Genomic DNA, 17,827 nt, shown 5'->3' on the forward strand with positions numbered 1-17,827 from the left:
AAGTCTACCTCTCAAAGGGTATTTAAATTTCGAAGAATGAATACAAATCCCATAGAAAAATAACTCTGGTCTGCGCAATTGCACAGGGAATTTTCGTAAAGCTGTGACAGCACAATTGGCTCAATCAGGAACCAGGAATAAGATTAAATTGAAAGAATAAAAAAAGCCCTGACATTTATTGACAGGGCTTTCAATTTAATTGTTTTTATTATCTGATCAAATGAACAAAGGTTTGTCCTTCGATGAATTTATCTCCTTTAACACTTGAGATCTTATAGGTAACGAAGTAAACTCCGTCTTCGGCAATTACCCCATTTATTTTTCCATCCCATTTAGGATTCAGACCTGAACCCTGGTAAATAGGATTTCCCCAGCGGTTAACAACTTCGAAATCAATATTTGAATAGTTAGTAACCGTGAACTCAAAATAATCATTTTCTCCGTCACCGTTTGGTGTAAAGATGTTTGGAACATTGAAGATCGGTTCAGGATAGCTGCATGATCCGTCATTTGCTACTGCCGTAGGATCGTAATTGATCGCCAGAGGGTCAGTACATCCGCATGTTTGAACAGAAACACTTACATAAGTTGTATCTGAGCAGTTACTTGCATCGTATGCTATCAGCATGATCTGAGCATTTCCTGAATACGTATGGCTTTGTGAATTCTGATCATTTACATTGATCACGGTACCATCACCGAAATTCCATAAATAATGCGTTGAATTCTCACTGTTATTCTCGAAAACAACATTGAAAGGTGCACAACCGGCAAGCGGATCTGCGCTAATCATTGCAACCGGAGCATCTTTAATCTCAATTTGCACACTATCTTCATCCGTACAAACATCATCGCTTACAGAGAAGTAATACCATCCCGGAGAACGATTGGTCCAAACCGTAGAATTAATAAAGCTAGGGTTTGTTGCTCCCGGCCCGTTCCAGACATACATAGGCTGATTAATTACAGCGGTAAGACCGGATACGTATGCTACAACTGCTCCATCTGTATTACAAGAACTGGCATCATATGCGACGAGTGAATCAATGTTTAGCAGCTTGTTGACCACCAGGATAACACTGTCCTGCCTGTTAAAGCCACAGCCATCCGTAATGGTTACATGATAGGTTATCGAATCGTGTTCGGCTCCTCCCGTAGATAATGTCTGTGGGTTATTTGTGCTCGGAATTCCAGTCCAGTTAACAGAGTACGGAGGAATAGCTCCAGCGATGTTTGTAACCTGAACAGAAGGGTTTGTAGTCGGACAGTAAGAATATGCGTAATCCTGTAAGTTGTAGTTTAGAATATCATCGTATAAATAAATAGTTACAGGAAGAGAAGTGCACTGGTAGTTTCCTGCAGTGTCATAAACATCACATGTGAATGTAGTATCATTATAAGGTACAACCCAATAGTTTGTCGTATCTCCCATTCCGTTACTCCAGTCTAGTACAGCAGTTGCTCCACAAGGTGCTCCTGTTGCGTTGATGAAGATATTATCCAATCCCCAGTTATCACAACATGAACCTGAAGAGTTTGGCTGATTCCATCGGAAGCGGGTATTGGCTGTTTGAGCTGAAGCTGGAATTTGTACTGAGAAAGTACTCCAGGTTGTAAAAGGTGTAGCACCTGTAGCAACACTCACAGAGCTTGTTGAAATGGTTGTTGTTGTTGTACCATCAGGAACATAATAATAGATTGTAATCCATGTAACTCCTCCATCTGTACTGTATTGAAGTGCAACGCCTTCGTCCATTTCATCAGGTCCTTCACAAGGAGTTGGTCCGCCCTGAACAGCATAAACCATATCGAAAGTGATATAACCACCGCAACTGATATCGAAATCTGCTGTGGTAATATTTGGTACACCAGTTGAAGTAGATGCCCAATAATATGGTGTTCCTGTTGGATTTGGTCCACACGGAGCACTAAATGTTGTAGCTCCACCCGCAGTCCATCCCGGAGGAAGCATAGCACCATTAAAGTTAAACGACTGGTTACTGTTAATTAAGTTTGCAACTGCTACCACGTGAACAGAATCTCCGGGACAAATAGTTGTGTCTGAAGGAGTGATCGTGATCGAACAAAGAGTTGGCTGAGCATAAGCGCTAAATGAGCCGATTAATGCTACGAAAAGAGTAATTATTAAATGCTTCATAACTTAAAAGTTTATAATTAGGTTTTCAATAGCAACTGCAACCGGTTTCCAGGACAACTTGTTGTTTGGATTATACAACAATACGGAAGTCGGACAATTACCGGAATCGTATTTTCCTTCAACCGTTTGGTTAGCCGGGATTTCAATTAATTTTCTTGCTTCCTGGCTATTTCCGCAATTCACGCAACCTTCGTTGTAATGTGCCGCTAAATTGTAAATCAATTTTACAGGTTTGTTATTTGTGTTCTCTAATTTTACCAGAACAAATGTAAGTGGTTGTTTTCCTTCGGTAACGGTAGCTTTTTCTTCTTTCAAGTAGAATTTCACTCCTTTAACCTCTTTGTAGAAAGTCCAGTCGGGTGTTATTGCTTCCACGGGCAATCTTTCCTGGGAAAATACTGTGCTTGTGCAGAGTATAAACCCAACAAAAAATAATGTCAGTTTACTGAAAACATTTATTTTTTTCATAATCTCAAAATTTGATTCTTTGGTTCTAAAACGAGATAACTATTTCAATCGTTGCATGAAGGTATGTATATTTTGAAAAAATGTTTGTTTTAACAGAAACTTCATGTTAAAATATCATGAATTTACCTCGTCCTGTTAGAACTCTAAATAATTGTTTTGAAATAAAACAGATTATGGGTTGGTTATTAGATTATTACGAATCACGGTTCACTATTGGAGAGAATGAGTCCCGATAGCTACCGGAAGAGAGCGAATCCAAGCAGATTTCCGATCGCTTCGGATTAAAGCACTTTTTCAACTAACGCTTTGGTCAAGGCTTTCAGCACTAAAGTTTCGCAGTTTGAACGTAAAACACTGCTTCACTAAAGTTTCGCAGTGTAAAAGTTGACAGTAGCAGACTTTACAGTCGCTACATCTCGATGTGGGGTACCTCAGGTTATAACTTCTGTTGAAGTTACCTTCGTCTTCAAGTGCTATCGCACTTTCTTCTATGCTTAATCCATACTTAAAAGGTGGAGTAGCTTCGAATCGGGAGAGACGGGGTTTAACAAAAAGACGCGTATACATTGGCAACAGTGGATAGTCTTGGTCATAAAGGAGGGCAATGTTTTCCATCACATTTGGTTTATGATCAATTCAAAACTTTCAATAGTTATTGAAAAACAGATTCAAAAAAAGCTTTAACTTTTCTATTTGAATAAATTCAATATTTTTCCAAAGAACACGTGCTCATCGGCTTTCATTAAGGTACCCGAGAGAGAATCCAGTCTGCTTACCAGGCGTTCGATGTTTTCGATAGTTGCCACAAAGGAGATCGATTCGTAGGATTGTTCCACTTTTTTGAGTTCGGCTAAATGTTGTTGTAATGGTTCCAACTCTCTTCTTTTACGCTCTTTCACAATGCGTTTTGCGACCTCCCACATATCTTTTTCGGCACGGAAATATTCCTTACGATCTCCGGCAATGCTTTCCTTATAAATCAAATTCCAGTTTGCCAGTTCCCGGATATTCATATTGGCATTTCCCCTGGAAATAGAAAGTTTCTCCATGATCTCTTCCGTGCAAAGCGGAGTATCATTAACAATTAATAAAGCATGAACCTGGGCCATTGAACGATTGATTCCCCACTGGGTACCAAAGTTTCCCCATGTTTGTATAAATTGTTTTTTGGCTTGTTCTAATTCCATGAATCAAATATATACAATATTTTCAATAATATTTGAAAATTGATATTTATTTTCTCAGGATACTCAAATTCCGGGTGTTATCATTTTGAATTACCAATAAATTGTAGATTCCAGTACTGAACTCATTCAATGATATGATGCTTGAATCCAAATGGTTTATTTCAAGAAGCAATCTTCCTTCCGGGGAAAACAGCGCTAAACGTGCCTTGCCTTCAAGTGTTATTTGAATTTGGTCTGCCGTAGGGTTTGGAAATGCACTAATTCTTAGATTTTGCAAATCATTTAATCCCAATGTTGCGTTGATAAGCCCGATTGCTTCCAGGTCAAAGCCACCGGATTCAAATGGAGTTGGAAACGGATCGTTAATAGTTGTTCCGAACTGATCGCTTGTCAGATGATCGCCTGAAATGGCTCCAATTACATCAATTATTCTGACATATTTCACAGCATATTTATTCAGGTCTGGATCGCTGGGAAGATCGCTTAAGTCAAATGGGGTTCCGTAACCAACGCGGTATTTCCCAGCCAGGTTATCTACCATCCGGCAATCAGTATAAGAACCATTATTAGCTTGCACAGTTAATGGAATTTCCGTGGTGGATGGAAAACGGAAAAAGTGAATTCCATCGGAACTTACTTCTACATGGCCCAATTCGATGTAATTATCTGCAAATCCATTTTCAAACACCGCAAAATCATAACCCGGACCGTCCATAATAAACTGATCAAAGCTTAAGGTTGCAATACCGCTATCTCCCAAAGAAAGAACATCTGTAATTGAACCGGTTGCCGGACCAAGTGCCAGGTTCAGATTACCAAAGCTGGCCTTATTAGATCCGTTTATCTGAACCGTGGTGTCGGAAATGTCCAAAAATCCTCTGGTAACCGTTCCGCCACTTGCCCAAGCTACAAAGCACGAACTGTCTTTTTTAATAGCAATTGAGTTGGGGTTTCCCGGTGCCGGGTGGAAACTTTGAGCTTTTAATATTCCCGGGATCAGGGCTAGCAGAAGAATAAGTCTATTCATAAATTAAAATATTGCATGGGTTCAGTCCCACGTTATAACTTGTTTCAAAAATGCCATTCGGAGAAAATACATGTACCTGACCGGTAACTGTGTAATTCTTTGCATCCAGGCAGTAGATTTTGTTGGTGATATCGGAATATTGAACGCCGTATAAGGTTTGAATTCCTGAAGTTGGAATGTATTCCGGATAGAGCATTGTTTCGGTATTCGGATCAAATAGTGCGATTTTATTATCTCCCGAACTGAAATCGTGATAAGAGATCAGGAAGTTTGTGTTGAAACGGGAAATACTGCCAGCATCGAATGTGAAAGATTGGGCTAATGTATTTGTATTGGCATTTATCCGGTGCATCCGGGAAGGAATCCCTGCATAATCACCTCTTGAGATGACGTATACATCACCATTTACATCCGTTTGAACCGACCCCGGATTTTTTCCAACTGTAATGCGGGTGATTTCCTGGTAATTTCCAAGGTCAATGACTGAAAGGGTGCTGTCCACATTCGGGAAGTTTAGTCCCCCGGAGTTTGCAACAAATAATTTTCCGTTGCTTACTGCAAGGCCCTCCGGATTTGCACCCACCTGGATTCTGTTGGTGATACTCAATGAAGCTGTATCCAAAACGTCAACGTATCCATCATAACAAGTAATGTATGCTTTCGGGCCATAAAAAGTAATGTAGCGAGGTTGTTTTGGGGTTCCGTTAGCGATCATGGAAATCTGGCTGATACTATTTCCCGAGGAAGCATCCAGGATCTCAATGGTACTGGAAACATTCACGATAACATAGATCTTTCCGCCGTATCTCTTCATGTCGTTTCCGGTGTCACCCAATGAACGGTTCGTTTTCTGCTCAAAGAAATTCCCGGTGTAGGAATTATCCGAGAAATTGAACCAGCCCAGAGTAGCATTATTCTGCTGGAAAAGTCCTTCGTTCAAGACCAGCATTCCATGTTGAAGAATCTGAGGAGCTTCGGGTTCCGGTGTTTTTTTCTTTTTGCAGGAAAAGGCCAGAAGAGCAATCAATAGTACGGGGAAAATTTTATAATGCATATTGAAGTCTGATATTAAAGTGAGTACCGGGCATTACAAAATAATTGATGTAACTGTATTGCCTGTTTGTAATATTATTGACGCTAAAACGCAGAGTCAGTTCGCTTTTTTTCAATTGCTGGGTGTAAGAAGCACCTGCATCGAGTAATACATAGCCTTCCAGTAAATTAACAGGAATATTCTGATTCATAGCATATCGTTCACCCAAATAAGATGTCAGGATGAAGAAACCGATCTTCTTCCAGGAATAATCCAGTTCAAGGCTCCCGGAATGAAGCGGTGAATAGCTTAAAAGATCTCCGTAGGTCTGGCTTTCGGGATCACTAATATCCCTGGTATATTGAAAGGTGTAGTTGATTCGGGCACCAAGTGTATGATTGGCAATTTTCTTTTGTATGAATTGCGTAAACTCAACTCCGATTGCATCTGATATCCCGATATTCTGAATACTCCAGATAAACAGGTTCTTTGTCGGAACAGCAAGTATTTTGTCATAGACATAGGAGTAAAAAGGCTGAATCATTGTTTGGGAAATTCCTTTTTTAAACGGAAGTGCCAATTCATAGCGAAGAGATGCAATGTGTGCTTTTTCAGTTCTGAGTTTTGTATTCCCGATCTGCCGGTAATACAGTTCACTGAAAGTTGGCTGTCGGCAGGTATATCTGTAAACGATCCCGATCTTATTTTTGCTTCCGAGGTCGAAGCTCCAGGAAACTGCGGGTAATAAATTCCATTGACTCTGATTTACGGTATCTCTTTTTTCAAAAACACCTTGTACTCCGAGCTGCACCAAAATTTTCCCAAGTGCTTTCCATTCCATTCCCAGGATACTTTCTGAAGTGTTTCTGTGGCGATTGCCGACAAGTGATTTTCCTTTCAGTTCTTCGGAGATAAAGGAACTTCCGATCAGGATCTCCAGATCTTTTGTAATGCTATAAGCTGCCTGGGATTGAAAATCAACCTGGACGGAATAAAACCGCTGGTCGAGATAACCAAGCGAATTGAGATAAGTTGAATCCAGGTATTGCAGGTTGTTTTTCTGATAATTTACAGAAGAAAAGATGTTCCATTTATTCTTTGAATACCGGTGATTCAATGAGCCATTGAGACCAAAGCCATTTAAATACTGAGCGGCATTACTGTTGTAAAAGATCACAGCACCCGCCAGCTCTTTTTTGTACTCGTTACCTGAGATCCGAAGCTGTATCCGGTGATCTGAATTCGGAGAAAACTGGATGGAGGCAGTACCGAAGTATTCCAGCAGACTGTTGTTTTTTCGCCGGTCCTGAATCCGGGTATTCCCATTCAGGTAAGTGTATGGATAAGAGCCGCCGTACGATCTGATCTTTCCGGTTAAAGTTCCTGCCCATTTCCGGGATCTCTTCTGAAGCATCAGGTAGCCTTCGTATTGATCAAAGGATCCTGCCTGGGCACCAAGAATGAGGTTCCGCATGTTTGTTCCAACATAAGAATGAACGGATTCGACATTCACTACTGCTCCTGCAAGTTTTGCATGAACCGGGATCTGGGTGCGGGTAGGGGAAAGCGTTATCAATTCCAGTCTTTCAATGAAATCCACAGGGAAAGAACTCAGATCAGCCTGGCCGCTTTGGGTGGTAGAAACTGATGAATAATCCTGGACCAAAGCCGTGTGACCGGCGCCTAAGCTACGAAAGCTGACTGTTTTTAATCCGCCGACATCTCCGTAGTTTTTAATTTGAAGGCCGGGAAGTAAACTTAATATCTGGCCGAGGTCACTGGCCAGTTTGTTTTGAATTTTATCTTTCGACAATTCGATCTGAATGCTGTTTTCCCGATCATTACCCGGAGAAATAACAACTTCTTCAATTGGTTTAACCTCTTGCCCAAAAACAGGACAAGAGGCTATAATCAACAGGGTTGGTATGGTAAACCGAAGGATCAATTAGATTTTACTAATGCGCGTTCTTGCAATTCCTTCAGAAGTACTTGTTTCAATAATGTATGTTCCAGACTGAACCGTATTCAGGTTAATTTCCTGAAGTCCATCGGTTGTCTGAGTCAGGATCAATTCCCCCGACAAGGAGTATACATTGATTTGTCCTTTTGGAGATTTAACTGTGATTTTGTCTGTAGACGGATTTGGATATACTTCCTGGTTTACGCTGCTCAATTTGTTAAGCGAAGCTGTTCCGTAAGAGATGTTGTCCAAAGCAAAATAAGCCGGAGTATTTATTCCAAAAGAACCTTCATCCGTCGATTGTAACTCGAATTCTAAGAATTGAACTTCTCCAAGCGGAGTTAAGTCAACAGTTTCCCAGGTGTTTACAATGTAATCCTGCAAACTGTCTGCAAAGCGGTAATCAGCCAAATAGAAAATGACCGTATCCGTTGTATTGTTTTGAGCATCTTTTCCAATGATCAATAAACGAAACCAATCTTCACCGTTTGTTCCATCCGGATTACCTTGAGCGTCATTAGGAGAACCAAATACTTTTCCGAAAGCATCTCCGTTTAACATGGAAAGTGCAGCATAAGTAGTATTCGTCACCTGGATACTTCCCAGCATTTTTTCAGTTCCGAAATCAATTCCGCCGCCGTAATTCACAGCATAGTTTTGACTCGAGTTTCCACCTGTACCTGTGTAAGCTGAAAAGTCATTGGTATAACCTGCAGTAGTTACATCGGTTGAACTGGAGTAGATAAATCCACCGGACCAGTAATCATACTGGAAATCGTACGAATTTTCGAAATAAACTCCACCTGATGTAAAACCTAAAGTGGAATCGGAGCCGTCCCAATACGTGTTGGGAGCTAAAGTTAAGTCGTCAAAGGTAACGACAGTTTGGGCTTGTGTGAATTGGATGCAGAACACACTAACTGCGAGTAACATTTTTTTCATTGCCTTAAAGCATTTAAAATGAATAAATAAAAGCAAATGAAAAAATCAGAGATAAGAACAAACTGAGAGAAAAGCTCCCTCATTTCGAACCCGACTTTAATCTGAAGTCTTCATTCAATTATGTTCAAGGCAGGTATTCTGACTTCTCCCCGGTGACTTCTCCTTCCCATTCCGCCGCAGCGGATCAGTGGATTTATGAAGACCGTTTGATAAGAGTTACAGCTGCAGATACAGTCTCGGATTCACACCGAATTCCCTATTATCGTTTTGTAATTTTTTACAATCGAACCTAAAACGCTGCAAAGGTATGCTTTTTTGTTAATTACGAATTACGAATTGAAAAGTGGTGGTTAAATAGATCTACTCTTCAGCTAAAATTTACAGACTAGCTTCAGTTATTGACCTCGTTCCTGAACGGATAATTTCAAAAAAAACCTTCTTCACATTCACCTTTTGATAAGTTTCAATCCGTGATTCGAAAAAAAGATTATTTTTGCAACGCTTAAATAAATATTCAAATGGCAGGAACTACCAGTTTTAACGATATTAAACGTCAATTCAAAGAGAATAAGAAACTTCGTTTGATCACCGCTGTGGTGATCGGACTGATTGTAGGGATTCTCGGATACATTCTTTACAAACAATTCGTTTACGCTCCGAATAACCAGAAAGCAAATGAAGGTTATTACCGTGGGTTGAACCTGGCAGCGAAAGATTCTGTAGACGCAGCAATCGCTGAATTGGAGCCATTCGTTAAGAAGAACGACGGATACCAGGGTGGAGAAGTTGCTGAATTAACTTTGGCTCGCCAATACATGGCTAAAGGAGATTTCAAGAAAGCATTGAAATTGTTGGAAGGTGTTTCTTTAGATGATACTTACGGACCTGCAATGGCTCTTGGTTTACAAGGTGACTGCTACAGTGAAATGGGTAAATTCAAAGATGCCTTAGACATGTATGTTGATGCAGCTGATGCAAATGAAAATGAGTGGACAACACCAACTTATTTGTTCAAAGCCGGTCAGGTAGCTGAAGAGATCAAAGATTACGAGAAAGCGAAAGAACTTTACGAAAGAATTAACAAGGATTACTATATGTTCGGTCAACAAAAAACGATTGACAAATACATTGCAAGAGTATCCAATAAATAATTAGAAACGTGGCTACAAGTTTAAAAAACTTATCAGCGTTCGATAAAGATACAATTCCAAACGGTGCCGATTTTTCAATCGGCATTGTTGTTTCTGAATGGAACGGTCATATCACTTCCAAGTTATTGGAAGGAGCAATGGAAACTTTGCTTGACGCTGGAGTGAAGGAATCAAACATTTACATCAAACAAGTTCCCGGAGCATTTGAACTTCCTCTTGGTGCCCAATGGTTGGCACAGGATGAAAAGATTGACGGAGTAATTGCTATAGGAGTTGTGATCCAGGGAGAAACAAGGCATTTTGACTTTGTTTGTTCGGGAACAACCCAGGGAATAGTGGATGTAACTTTAAAGTACAACAAACCGATCGGTTTTTGTTTACTAACCGATAATACGGAACAACAATCAATTGACCGGGCCGGCGGAAAACACGGGAATAAAGGTGTGGAAGCTGCTGTAACGGTATTGAGAATGATCGAATTAAAAAAGACATTAGACTAAAGATAAAAGACTGAAGACCTTAATCTGTCTTTTATCTCTTGTCTTTCGTCTTTAATCTATAAAAAGATGACATTAATCAAATCTATTTCAGGAATCAGAGGGACCATTGGCGGTTCTCCCGGAGATAATTTAACTCCAATTGATGCTGTTCAGTTTGCTGCGGCTTACGGTACCTGGTTAAAATCAGTTTCGGAAACAGCTAAATTGAAAGTAGTGGTTGGAAGAGATGCCCGGCTTTCAGGAGAAATGATAGCAACGCTCGTTATTCAAACACTGGTTGGTTTGGGAATCGAAGTGATCGATCTGGGCTTGTCTACAACACCAACTGTTGAAATGGCAGTTCCTTATCACAAGGCAAGCGGCGGAATTATTTTAACTGCTTCCCACAATCCCAAACAATGGAATGCCTTAAAACTGTTGAACAGCAAAGGAGAGTTTATTTCAGGAGCTGAAGGAGAGTTGTTGTTGAAAATTGCTACGGATGGAAGCTTTGTATTCGCTGAGGTAGACGAGCTGGGAAAAGTAATCACCGATACAGAAGCCATCGAACGACATATCCAGGCCATCTGTGAATTACCGGATGTAGATATTCCTGCAATTAAAATTGCCAATTTCAAAGTCGTGGTGGATGCAGTGAATTCCACAGGAGGAATTTCAGTTCCGCAATTACTTCGCAGGCTAGGTGTGACAGATGTTGTAGAAATGTATTGTGATCCGACCGGTCATTTTCCGCATAATCCCGAACCATTGAAAGAACATTTGACAGAATTGTCTTCAAGAGTAGTTTCGGAAAAAGCTCACCTGGGAATTACAGTTGACCCGGACGTGGATCGACTTGCTTTGGTAAATGAAGACGGATCGATGTTCGGAGAGGAATATACATTGGTTGCTGTTTCGGAATACATTCTCTCCTTAAGAAAAGGAGCAACTGTTTCCAATTTGAGTTCTACAAGAGCGTTAAGAGACATTACGGAAGAAGTTGGATGTACTTACCATGCTTCTGCAGTAGGAGAAGTCAATGTAGTGGTGAAAATGAAAGAAACCAATGCAGTGATCGGCGGAGAAGGAAACGGTGGAATTATCTATCCTGAATTACACTACGGAAGAGACTCGTTGGTCGGAATAGCTTTATTCTTGTCGCATTTGGCACATAAAAACATGAGTATGACAGCTCTTAGAACGTCTTACCCGAATTACGAAATGGCCAAGAAGAAAATTGATCTAACTCCCGGAATTGATGTAGATGCTATTCTTATTCAAATGGCTGAAAAGTACAAAGGAGAAGAAGTTGACACCGTTGACGGAGTGAAAATCTATATCGGAAAAGAGTGGGTTCACCTTCGCAAAAGTAATACGGAACCGATTATTCGTGTGTATACGGAAAGTAAAGATGCACAAGCAGCTTCAGATTTGGCAGATCGGATTATTGGAGAAATCAAAGAACTTATCTGATATTTTCACCGCTAAGAGTGAACGCTTACGCCGAAGCTACAGCGAAGGAGCAAAGAACGCAAAGGATCTAACTTTGCAACCTCTGCTTCTTTGCGGTTAAAAATAATTTACTGATTGATAATCAGAAAGGTGTGTTCGTTTTGAGCGTACCTTTTTTCTTTTTGTTAAAATTTATTTGAACGAAAATTCTTTTCGGAAGTACTAACAGGAAATTGATTCCTATGAAAAAAATAGTTGTTCTCCTATTGGCAGTTCTCCCAAATTTCCTTTCACTCGCTGCCAATGACAAAGAGATTATTAAATCTTCCATCAGTGAAGTAACCGTTTATACGAATGGTGCACAAATTTATCGCAAAGCAAATTTCAACGTAAAACCCGGAATTACGGAATTGATCATTGAAGGTGTTAGTCCGAATATAGATCCGAAAAGTTTGCAGGTGAAAGCTTTCGGAAACGTTGTCCTGATCGACTCCAAATACCAGGTTTATTATCCCGAACCTGAAAAACCCAAATTGGAAGGGCTTCCTTTAAAGATCAGAAGGGACATCAATCTACTGCAGGATTCGATCAACGGGATTTTGTTTGACATCAAAGAGATCCAGGATGAGATCGACGTATTGAATACTTCCAAAACGATCTTGTCTAATAACGGAGCTATCCGCGGTCAGGGAAAGGTGAACGATTCGATTCAACTGTTGAAACAAGCAATGGACTATTACCAGTTGAAAATGAACGAGATAAACAAGAAGTTGCAGGTATTGAATAAACGCTTGAAATCCAAAAACGGTGCGTTACAGGAAATGAATACGCGCATGAGCGATCTTCAGAATTACCAGTCGTCCAATACGCCAAAAGTTCCTACAGGCCCAATACACCGCATTGTTGTGACGCTTCAATCGAAAGAAGTAGTTGCAGGGAAATTGAATGTTTCTTATTTGGCTTCCGGGGCTTCCTGGATCCCGTCATACGATATCCGAAGTGAAATTACTTCTGGAAAAGTAAACCTGGCATATAAGGCGAGTATTCAGCAAAATACAGGAGAATCCTGGAATGATGTGCAATTGACCTTATCAACGAATGATCCGTACCAAAACAAAATCAAACCGGATTTGCACCCATGGTATGTCGATTACTATAATTTTCAAGCTGTAAACGGAAGATTGAACAGTTATAGCCTCTCAAATGCTCCATCTGTTGCGTATGAAAAAAAGTCAGAGGCAAAGGATTCTGAAGATTCATCAATAGAAGAAGGCGAAACAGCTGCGAACTTTACAACAGTAATCAACCGTGTTTTATCTGCAGAATACAAAATTGATTTGCCTTATACGATTGAAAGTGATGATGAAAGCCATTTGGTTTTGGTAAGGAATCTGGATCTGACTGCCAATTATCGCTATTATACCGTTCCAAAGATCGATCCGGGAGTTTTCTTAGTGGCAGAAGTGCTTAAACTGGAAGATTTGCAACTGGTTCCAGCAAGTGCAAATATCTTCTTCGACGGAACGTACATTGGTGAAACATACATTGATCCGACTACAATGAACGATACTTTGAAATTAAGCCTTGGCAAGGATCCGAATATTATTGCGAAGCGAATTCTCCTGAAAAAAGAGTATAAGGAAAAAGTTGTTGGGAACGATATCGAACGCACGTATGCCTACGAAATTTCCGTGAAGAACCTCAAAGCAACCACCATTGATTTGGTTATTGAGGACCAGATCCCTGTAACCAGTAACGGAGAAATCGTTATAGAAACGATCAGCACGGATAAAGCAAATTATGATAAAACGACGGGTAAGTTAACCTGGACGGTCAATTTGAAAACCAAAGCCACGGATAAATTTACCTATTCGTTTAAGATTAAATATCCGAAAGATCGAAATGTCATCCTTCAATAATTGTTTTGTAGAATGTGATCCCTCAGTTTGCCGGCTGGGGGATTTTTTATTTCAAAAGGAATCACTTTTTGAACCCTCTAAACATTTTGATCCTTTTTGTAATTACTTAGAGCTTCCGGATCATAGGAAAAGAACAGGTTTGCCCAGATTATTTTCGATAAAGCATACAGATAAGGACTTAGAAAAATAGAAAGTCCGGAAATGACTGAAATCTGAATAAAGGTACTTGCGTTGGGGAAAAATAAATTGAAACCAGCCCAGCAGGCTACAAACAGTCCGACACCCAAACCATAAGAAACATACATTGCTCCGTAATAGAATCCGATCTCTTTTTCGTATTTCAATCCGCAGCTTGGACAATATTTATGGGTTTCACCAACGTTTTTCAGAGAATAGGGATGAGCGACATAAAAATCTCCTTCCTGACATCTGGGACATTTCATCCTGAGAACACTATTCAATTTTGATCCTTTACCGATTAGCACACCTTTATCTTTAATTACAGCAAAGTTAGAAACACCGATCCGAAGAAAAGCTGATGCGGATCAATTTTTATATTTTTTTTGAAACCTTTTTCTGCTTTAGGCGTTAAAGAAACTAACGGATCAATTATTAACATCTACAGGTTAAGGGAAAGAGGCTAAGTGCAGTTGCATTTGGCCTTTTTCTTTGGTTGAAATTGTTCGGAAACCCTTATGGATAAAGGGCTGTTCGCAATATCGCGAATTTAGAACAGAATCGAAAAAAACTTTCGTTCCGTAGGCTCTTTTGTGATTACTTTTGAGGGATGAAAAAATTGGATGTTTTGGTGATTGGTGCGGGAGCTGCCGGATGTTTTTCAGCGATCAAAGCTTCGGAAAACTTTAAACATGCAAAAATCGCTATCCTGGAAAGAAGCTCTAAACCATTGGCAAAGGTCAAGATTTCCGGTGGTGGAAGGTGCAATGTTACCAATGTGATCTCTGACCCGGAAGAATTATCTAAACACTATCCAAGAGGTGAGCGCTTTCTTAAAAAGGCATTCTACCACTTTTCCAGTTCAGATATGAAAGCATGGCTGGAGACTCGGAATGTTCCTTTGAAATTGTACCCGGACGGATGTTATTTTCCCGTAAGCAATGATTCACAGACTATAATTGATTGCTTTTTGAACGAGTTGAAGAAGAATGGAGTGCAATTAATATTGAATCAGCGGGTAGAAACTGTTAAAAAACTGGATTCCGGTTTGTTTGAGGTTCGGACTCCCGATGAAATCTTCCATTCAAAGGCAGTAATTGTTACGACCGGTGGACAACCAAAAATATCCGGTTTTGAAATATTGAAAGAATTTAATCTGAAAATTGTTCCGCCCGTCCCGTCACTTTTCACTTTTAATATGCCAGGTGAACCGGTCAAAGAGCTGATGGGAATCGTACAGGAAAATGCATTGGTGAAAATTATAGGAGAAAAATGGACTTCTAACGGCCCTTTGCTAATTACTCATTGGGGAATGAGTGGTCCGGCTGTTTTGAAATCATCTGCGTTTGGTGCGCGAATCCTGGAGTTGAAAGGATATAAGTCTCAAATCGCTGTGAACTGGACAGGAGAGGAGAATCAAGAACTTGTCAGGGAAAAGATCAAAGAATTCACTTTATCTAATAAACTGGTGGTAAATACACCGATCTATGCTATCAAATCGAGATTGTGGACCTATCTTTTGGAAAAGGCAGGAATTCCAAATCAGTTCAAATGCTCTGAGTTGACACCAAAGCACCAAAACAAGCTATTGGAAATTTTAGTCAATGATTTGTATTTGATGGAAGGAAAAACGACCTTTAAGGAAGAGTTTGTAACTGCCGGAGGAGTTGATTTGAACGAAATCAATGTGCAAACAATGGAAGTGAAGAAAGTTTCCGGGCTCTTTTTTGCCGGGGAAACCCTGGATATCGACGGAGTTACGGGAGGTTTTAATTTCCAGGCAGCCTGGACAACAGCGGCAATAGCCGGGAAAAGTGTATTACAAAACAAATAGAAGATGATTCGAGCCGTTTTGATACTAATTTGTGGATTGTTGGTTTCGTGTCGTACACCTGAAAAAGTGTCGCAGGAACAGACGAATACACAAACGGAAGCAGAAACTCCCAAGACAATCAGACACAGCGATGATGCATACTACCTTGGAGAGGTTCAGATACTGGATTGCGGACCTGTTATTCAAGTTTCACATGGAAAAAATAAGTATAGTTATACTCCGGCTAACCTGGACCCTAAGTTCCAGGTAGATAAATTGCGTTTAAAACTGATCTTTAAAGTATTGGACGAAAGAGGAACAGGGTGCTCAGAGTTCAGAGCTATTGAAATCAAAGAAGTTACTGAAATCCGTTAATTACAGCTGGTCCATTAAAACGCGGTAGATTTCAATCATAGATTCAATGTCTTTCTTATAAACTTTCTCTTTTGGAGTATGGACATTATCTTCCGGAGCTCCTATAAAGCACCAATCGATCGGCAGATCTGACTTTTGAAGCACAGAACCATCACTTCCGCCTGCTGATTCCACTTCCAATTGGTATTTTATCCCGGAATCATTTGCTATTGAAATGATCTTATTTAAGTACTTTCTCCGGGGCAGCATACTGTCGCGCATAGAAACTGCGACACCTCCTTTGTGAACAACACCCGGAGTAACCCAGGTAATATCGCAGATCAGGGCCTGAAATACTTCGTAATTATTCATCAGGTATTTGGCACAGGCTCCAACGGAATTTCCGCCATGTTCTTCATACGTAGAAAATACAATGGCTCCGTTTTCCATTGTTTCTGCCAATTGAAGTGCAACGTAAACACCTAATCGATTATCTAAATAAGGTGATTGAATGTATTCCTTGGTTTCTTTGAAATTGGGTTTAAAAGAAAGCAGTGTTCCTCTGTCGATAATGCGTTCATGAGAAAGCTGGATGCGTTGCTGGTTATATTCATTCTCAAAGATCATCAGTTCGCCTTCAACAATGCCTTGAGAATCACTCCCGACTAAGATTGTTCCGTCAATATTTTTTGGTCCTCCCACACGGATCAGTTCATTTTCATAGCCTACTGAATAACCGATCGTGTCCATATGGGCATAAACAGCCGTTCTTGGGTTTCCGAAAACCAAAATGAGTGCATCCTGGAAACCCAGACCATCAATGATATGCGGTTTTGATTTCCATCTTGAAGAATTCTTAAGGATGTATTCTTTGATAAATGACTTAATTCGCGATTCATCACTTGCCAGTCCCTGGGTGCTGATAAGATCCTGAAGTAATTGACTATTGGATAATTCCATGATTTTCTATTCTGATATTTTTTTCTTCCGGCAGAAGAAGGTTTAATTCCATAAATTGTTCCAGCAAGTTTAGTTCTGAGACCGGGAGCTGGATGTTTAGCTTACAAGATAATTGAAAATCCTGATTAATAATTCTCGCCCGGCTGTTTTTCAGGAGAGCCATAACCTGTGGCATTTCATTGTAATCGTAAAGTAAAGTGATGAGCAGTTCGTCTTCCTGTTCGATAATCTGAGCATTTTCCAGGGCTTCTTTTGAAGCAGTTCTGTATGCATTGATCAGGCCGCCGACACCCAAATTTACTCCGCCGTAATATCTTACAACAGCGATTAGAATGTTTGTCAGGTCAAATGATTGAATTTGTCCAAGGATTGGAGCTCCTGCAGAATTGGATGGTTCTCCGTCGTCACTTGCCCGGTATTTTTTTTTATCGCTTCCCAGACGGAAAGCAGAACAAACGTGAACAGCCTGGTGATGTTCTTTTCTAAGACGCTGGATATGGTCCCTGATTTCTTCCTCTGTTTTGCAGGGAATGGCAAACGCAAGAAACTTGGATCCCTTTTCTTTGTAGAATCCTTCGCTTAGTGTTGTGATTGTTTTGAATTTACCTCCTTGCATGAGTTTGCAAAGGTAAGAAGAAAGAAAGATCGGGAAAAGAAAGAATATTTTAATTCGCATTTTCCGAATTTGGAAATTCCCAATGTCCCAATATTGGGACGAGGTTTAAAACCAATAAATTACGTTACGAA

16 protein-coding genes and 1 riboswitch are annotated in these 17,827 nt (G+C 40.2%); of the genes, 6 read left to right on the plus strand and 10 right to left on the minus strand.

The features are described 5' to 3' along the window. Nucleotides 1–208: 208 nt before the first annotated feature. The 7 genes from K0S23_RS00385 to K0S23_RS00415 form a co-directional block, all read right to left on the minus strand. The gene (locus K0S23_RS00385; protein WP_300352714.1) at nt 209–2,158 is read right to left on the minus strand and encodes a gliding motility-associated C-terminal domain-containing protein; all 1,950 of its coding nucleotides are present in this window, start codon (nt 2,156–2,158) and stop codon (nt 209–211) included. A 3-nt stretch (nt 2,159–2,161) separates the two neighbouring features. Then, nucleotides 2,162–2,626 carry a hypothetical protein gene (locus tag K0S23_RS00390; protein ID WP_300352717.1) on the minus strand — a complete coding sequence of 155 codons (465 nt, stop codon included), beginning with the start codon at nt 2,624–2,626 and terminating at the stop codon, nt 2,162–2,164. Nucleotides 2,627–3,315: 689 nt separating this feature from the next. After that, nucleotides 3,316–3,813, minus strand: coding sequence for a transcriptional regulator (locus tag K0S23_RS00395; protein ID WP_300352720.1), 498 nt, complete (start codon nt 3,811–3,813; stop codon nt 3,316–3,318). Between the two features lie 46 nt (nt 3,814–3,859). Further along, entirely contained in the window at nt 3,860–4,840 is a 981-nt protein-coding gene (locus tag K0S23_RS00400; RefSeq protein ID WP_300352723.1) for a T9SS type A sorting domain-containing protein, read from the minus strand. Continuing rightward, nucleotides 4,833–5,894, minus strand: coding sequence for a DUF5074 domain-containing protein (locus K0S23_RS00405; protein WP_300352726.1), 1,062 nt, complete (start codon nt 5,892–5,894; stop codon nt 4,833–4,835). Before K0S23_RS00405 ends, K0S23_RS00400 begins: the two co-directional genes overlap by 8 nt. Further along, on the minus strand, nt 5,884–7,788 hold the full coding sequence (locus K0S23_RS00410) for a TonB-dependent receptor plug domain-containing protein (RefSeq protein WP_300352729.1): 1,905 nt from the start codon (nt 7,786–7,788) through the stop codon (nt 5,884–5,886). The genes K0S23_RS00405 and K0S23_RS00410 overlap by 11 nt, the downstream gene beginning before the upstream one ends. A gap of 30 nt (nt 7,789–7,818) precedes the next feature. Beyond that, nucleotides 7,819–8,775, minus strand: a complete 957-nt coding sequence (locus K0S23_RS00415) for a DUF4465 domain-containing protein (RefSeq protein ID WP_300352732.1) — start codon at nt 8,773–8,775, stop codon at nt 7,819–7,821. A 110-nt stretch (nt 8,776–8,885) separates the two neighbouring features. After that, nucleotides 8,886–9,083: riboswitch (cobalamin riboswitch) on the minus strand. Between the two features lie 210 nt (nt 9,084–9,293). On the opposite strand from K0S23_RS00415, the gene K0S23_RS00420 reads away from it, so the two are divergent. The 4 genes from K0S23_RS00420 to K0S23_RS00435 all read left to right on the plus strand — a co-directional run bounded on the left by K0S23_RS00420 (nt 9,294) and on the right by K0S23_RS00435 (nt 13,776). Beyond that, nucleotides 9,294–9,926 (plus strand): tetratricopeptide repeat protein, encoded by a 633-nt coding sequence (locus tag K0S23_RS00420; protein WP_300352734.1) that lies wholly within the window; start codon nt 9,294–9,296, stop codon nt 9,924–9,926. An 8-nt stretch (nt 9,927–9,934) separates the two neighbouring features. Next, nucleotides 9,935–10,426: a 6,7-dimethyl-8-ribityllumazine synthase gene (gene ribH, locus K0S23_RS00425; RefSeq protein ID WP_300352736.1), complete on the plus strand. Its 492-nt coding sequence runs from the start codon at nt 9,935–9,937 to the stop codon at nt 10,424–10,426. 66 nt (nt 10,427–10,492) lie between these two features. Beyond that, complete coding sequence (gene glmM / locus K0S23_RS00430) at nt 10,493–11,878, plus strand: phosphoglucosamine mutase (RefSeq protein WP_300352739.1); 1,386 nt, start codon at nt 10,493–10,495, stop codon at nt 11,876–11,878. A 221-nt stretch (nt 11,879–12,099) separates the two neighbouring features. Next, complete coding sequence (locus K0S23_RS00435; protein WP_300352742.1) at nt 12,100–13,776, plus strand: DUF4139 domain-containing protein; 1,677 nt, start codon at nt 12,100–12,102, stop codon at nt 13,774–13,776. A gap of 77 nt (nt 13,777–13,853) precedes the next feature. Here the strand turns inward: K0S23_RS00435 and K0S23_RS00440 are convergent, their stop codons facing one another. Next, on the minus strand, nt 13,854–14,219 hold the full coding sequence (locus K0S23_RS00440; protein WP_300352745.1) for a DUF983 domain-containing protein: 366 nt from the start codon (nt 14,217–14,219) through the stop codon (nt 13,854–13,856). Between the two features lie 344 nt (nt 14,220–14,563). Here K0S23_RS00440 and K0S23_RS00445 point away from each other — a divergent pair, with 344 nt between their 5' ends. Further along, nucleotides 14,564–15,787, plus strand: a complete 1,224-nt coding sequence (locus tag K0S23_RS00445) for an NAD(P)/FAD-dependent oxidoreductase (RefSeq protein ID WP_300352748.1) — start codon at nt 14,564–14,566, stop codon at nt 15,785–15,787. 3 nt (nt 15,788–15,790) lie between these two features. After that, complete coding sequence (locus K0S23_RS00450; RefSeq protein ID WP_300352750.1) at nt 15,791–16,141, plus strand: hypothetical protein; 351 nt, start codon at nt 15,791–15,793, stop codon at nt 16,139–16,141. Here the strand turns inward: K0S23_RS00450 and K0S23_RS00455 are convergent, their stop codons facing one another. Then, nucleotides 16,142–17,080: a M20/M25/M40 family metallo-hydrolase gene (locus tag K0S23_RS00455; RefSeq protein ID WP_300352752.1), complete on the minus strand. Its 939-nt coding sequence runs from the start codon at nt 17,078–17,080 to the stop codon at nt 16,142–16,144. It lies immediately after the preceding gene. Next, nucleotides 17,064–17,756, minus strand: coding sequence for a YigZ family protein (locus K0S23_RS00460; RefSeq protein ID WP_300352755.1), 693 nt, complete (start codon nt 17,754–17,756; stop codon nt 17,064–17,066). Before K0S23_RS00460 ends, K0S23_RS00455 begins: the two co-directional genes overlap by 17 nt. Nucleotides 17,757–17,827 lie beyond the last annotated feature (71 nt).

The sequence above is a fragment of the Fluviicola sp. genome (genome assembly GCF_029266855.1).
Lineage (GTDB): Bacteria > Bacteroidota > Bacteroidia > Flavobacteriales_D > Crocinitomicaceae > Fluviicola.

What these genes read in the sequence shown, in the direction of transcription:
- K0S23_RS00385 (WP_300352714.1), bottom strand. Translation starts at nt 2,158, where the DNA reads ATGAAGCATTTAATAATTACTCTTTTCGTAGCATTAATCGGCTCATTT.
- K0S23_RS00390 (WP_300352717.1), bottom strand. Translation starts at nt 2,626, where the DNA reads ATGAAAAAAATAAATGTTTTCAGTAAACTGACATTATTTTTTGTTGGG.
- K0S23_RS00395 (WP_300352720.1), bottom strand. Translation starts at nt 3,813, where the DNA reads ATGGAATTAGAACAAGCCAAAAAACAATTTATACAAACATGGGGAAAC.
- K0S23_RS00400 (WP_300352723.1), bottom strand. Translation starts at nt 4,840, where the DNA reads ATGAATAGACTTATTCTTCTGCTAGCCCTGATCCCGGGAATATTAAAA.
- K0S23_RS00405 (WP_300352726.1), bottom strand. Translation starts at nt 5,894, where the DNA reads ATGCATTATAAAATTTTCCCCGTACTATTGATTGCTCTTCTGGCCTTT.
- K0S23_RS00415 (WP_300352732.1), bottom strand. Translation starts at nt 8,775, where the DNA reads ATGAAAAAAATGTTACTCGCAGTTAGTGTGTTCTGCATCCAATTCACA.
- K0S23_RS00420 (WP_300352734.1), top strand. Translation starts at nt 9,294, where the DNA reads ATGGCAGGAACTACCAGTTTTAACGATATTAAACGTCAATTCAAAGAG.
- glmM (WP_300352739.1), top strand. Translation starts at nt 10,493, where the DNA reads ATGACATTAATCAAATCTATTTCAGGAATCAGAGGGACCATTGGCGGT.
- K0S23_RS00435 (WP_300352742.1), top strand. Translation starts at nt 12,100, where the DNA reads ATGAAAAAAATAGTTGTTCTCCTATTGGCAGTTCTCCCAAATTTCCTT.
- K0S23_RS00440 (WP_300352745.1), bottom strand. Translation starts at nt 14,219, where the DNA reads ATGAAATGTCCCAGATGTCAGGAAGGAGATTTTTATGTCGCTCATCCC.
- K0S23_RS00445 (WP_300352748.1), top strand. Translation starts at nt 14,564, where the DNA reads ATGAAAAAATTGGATGTTTTGGTGATTGGTGCGGGAGCTGCCGGATGT.
- K0S23_RS00450 (WP_300352750.1), top strand. Translation starts at nt 15,791, where the DNA reads ATGATTCGAGCCGTTTTGATACTAATTTGTGGATTGTTGGTTTCGTGT.
- K0S23_RS00455 (WP_300352752.1), bottom strand. Translation starts at nt 17,080, where the DNA reads ATGGAATTATCCAATAGTCAATTACTTCAGGATCTTATCAGCACCCAG.
- K0S23_RS00460 (WP_300352755.1), bottom strand. Translation starts at nt 17,756, where the DNA reads ATGCGAATTAAAATATTCTTTCTTTTCCCGATCTTTCTTTCTTCTTAC.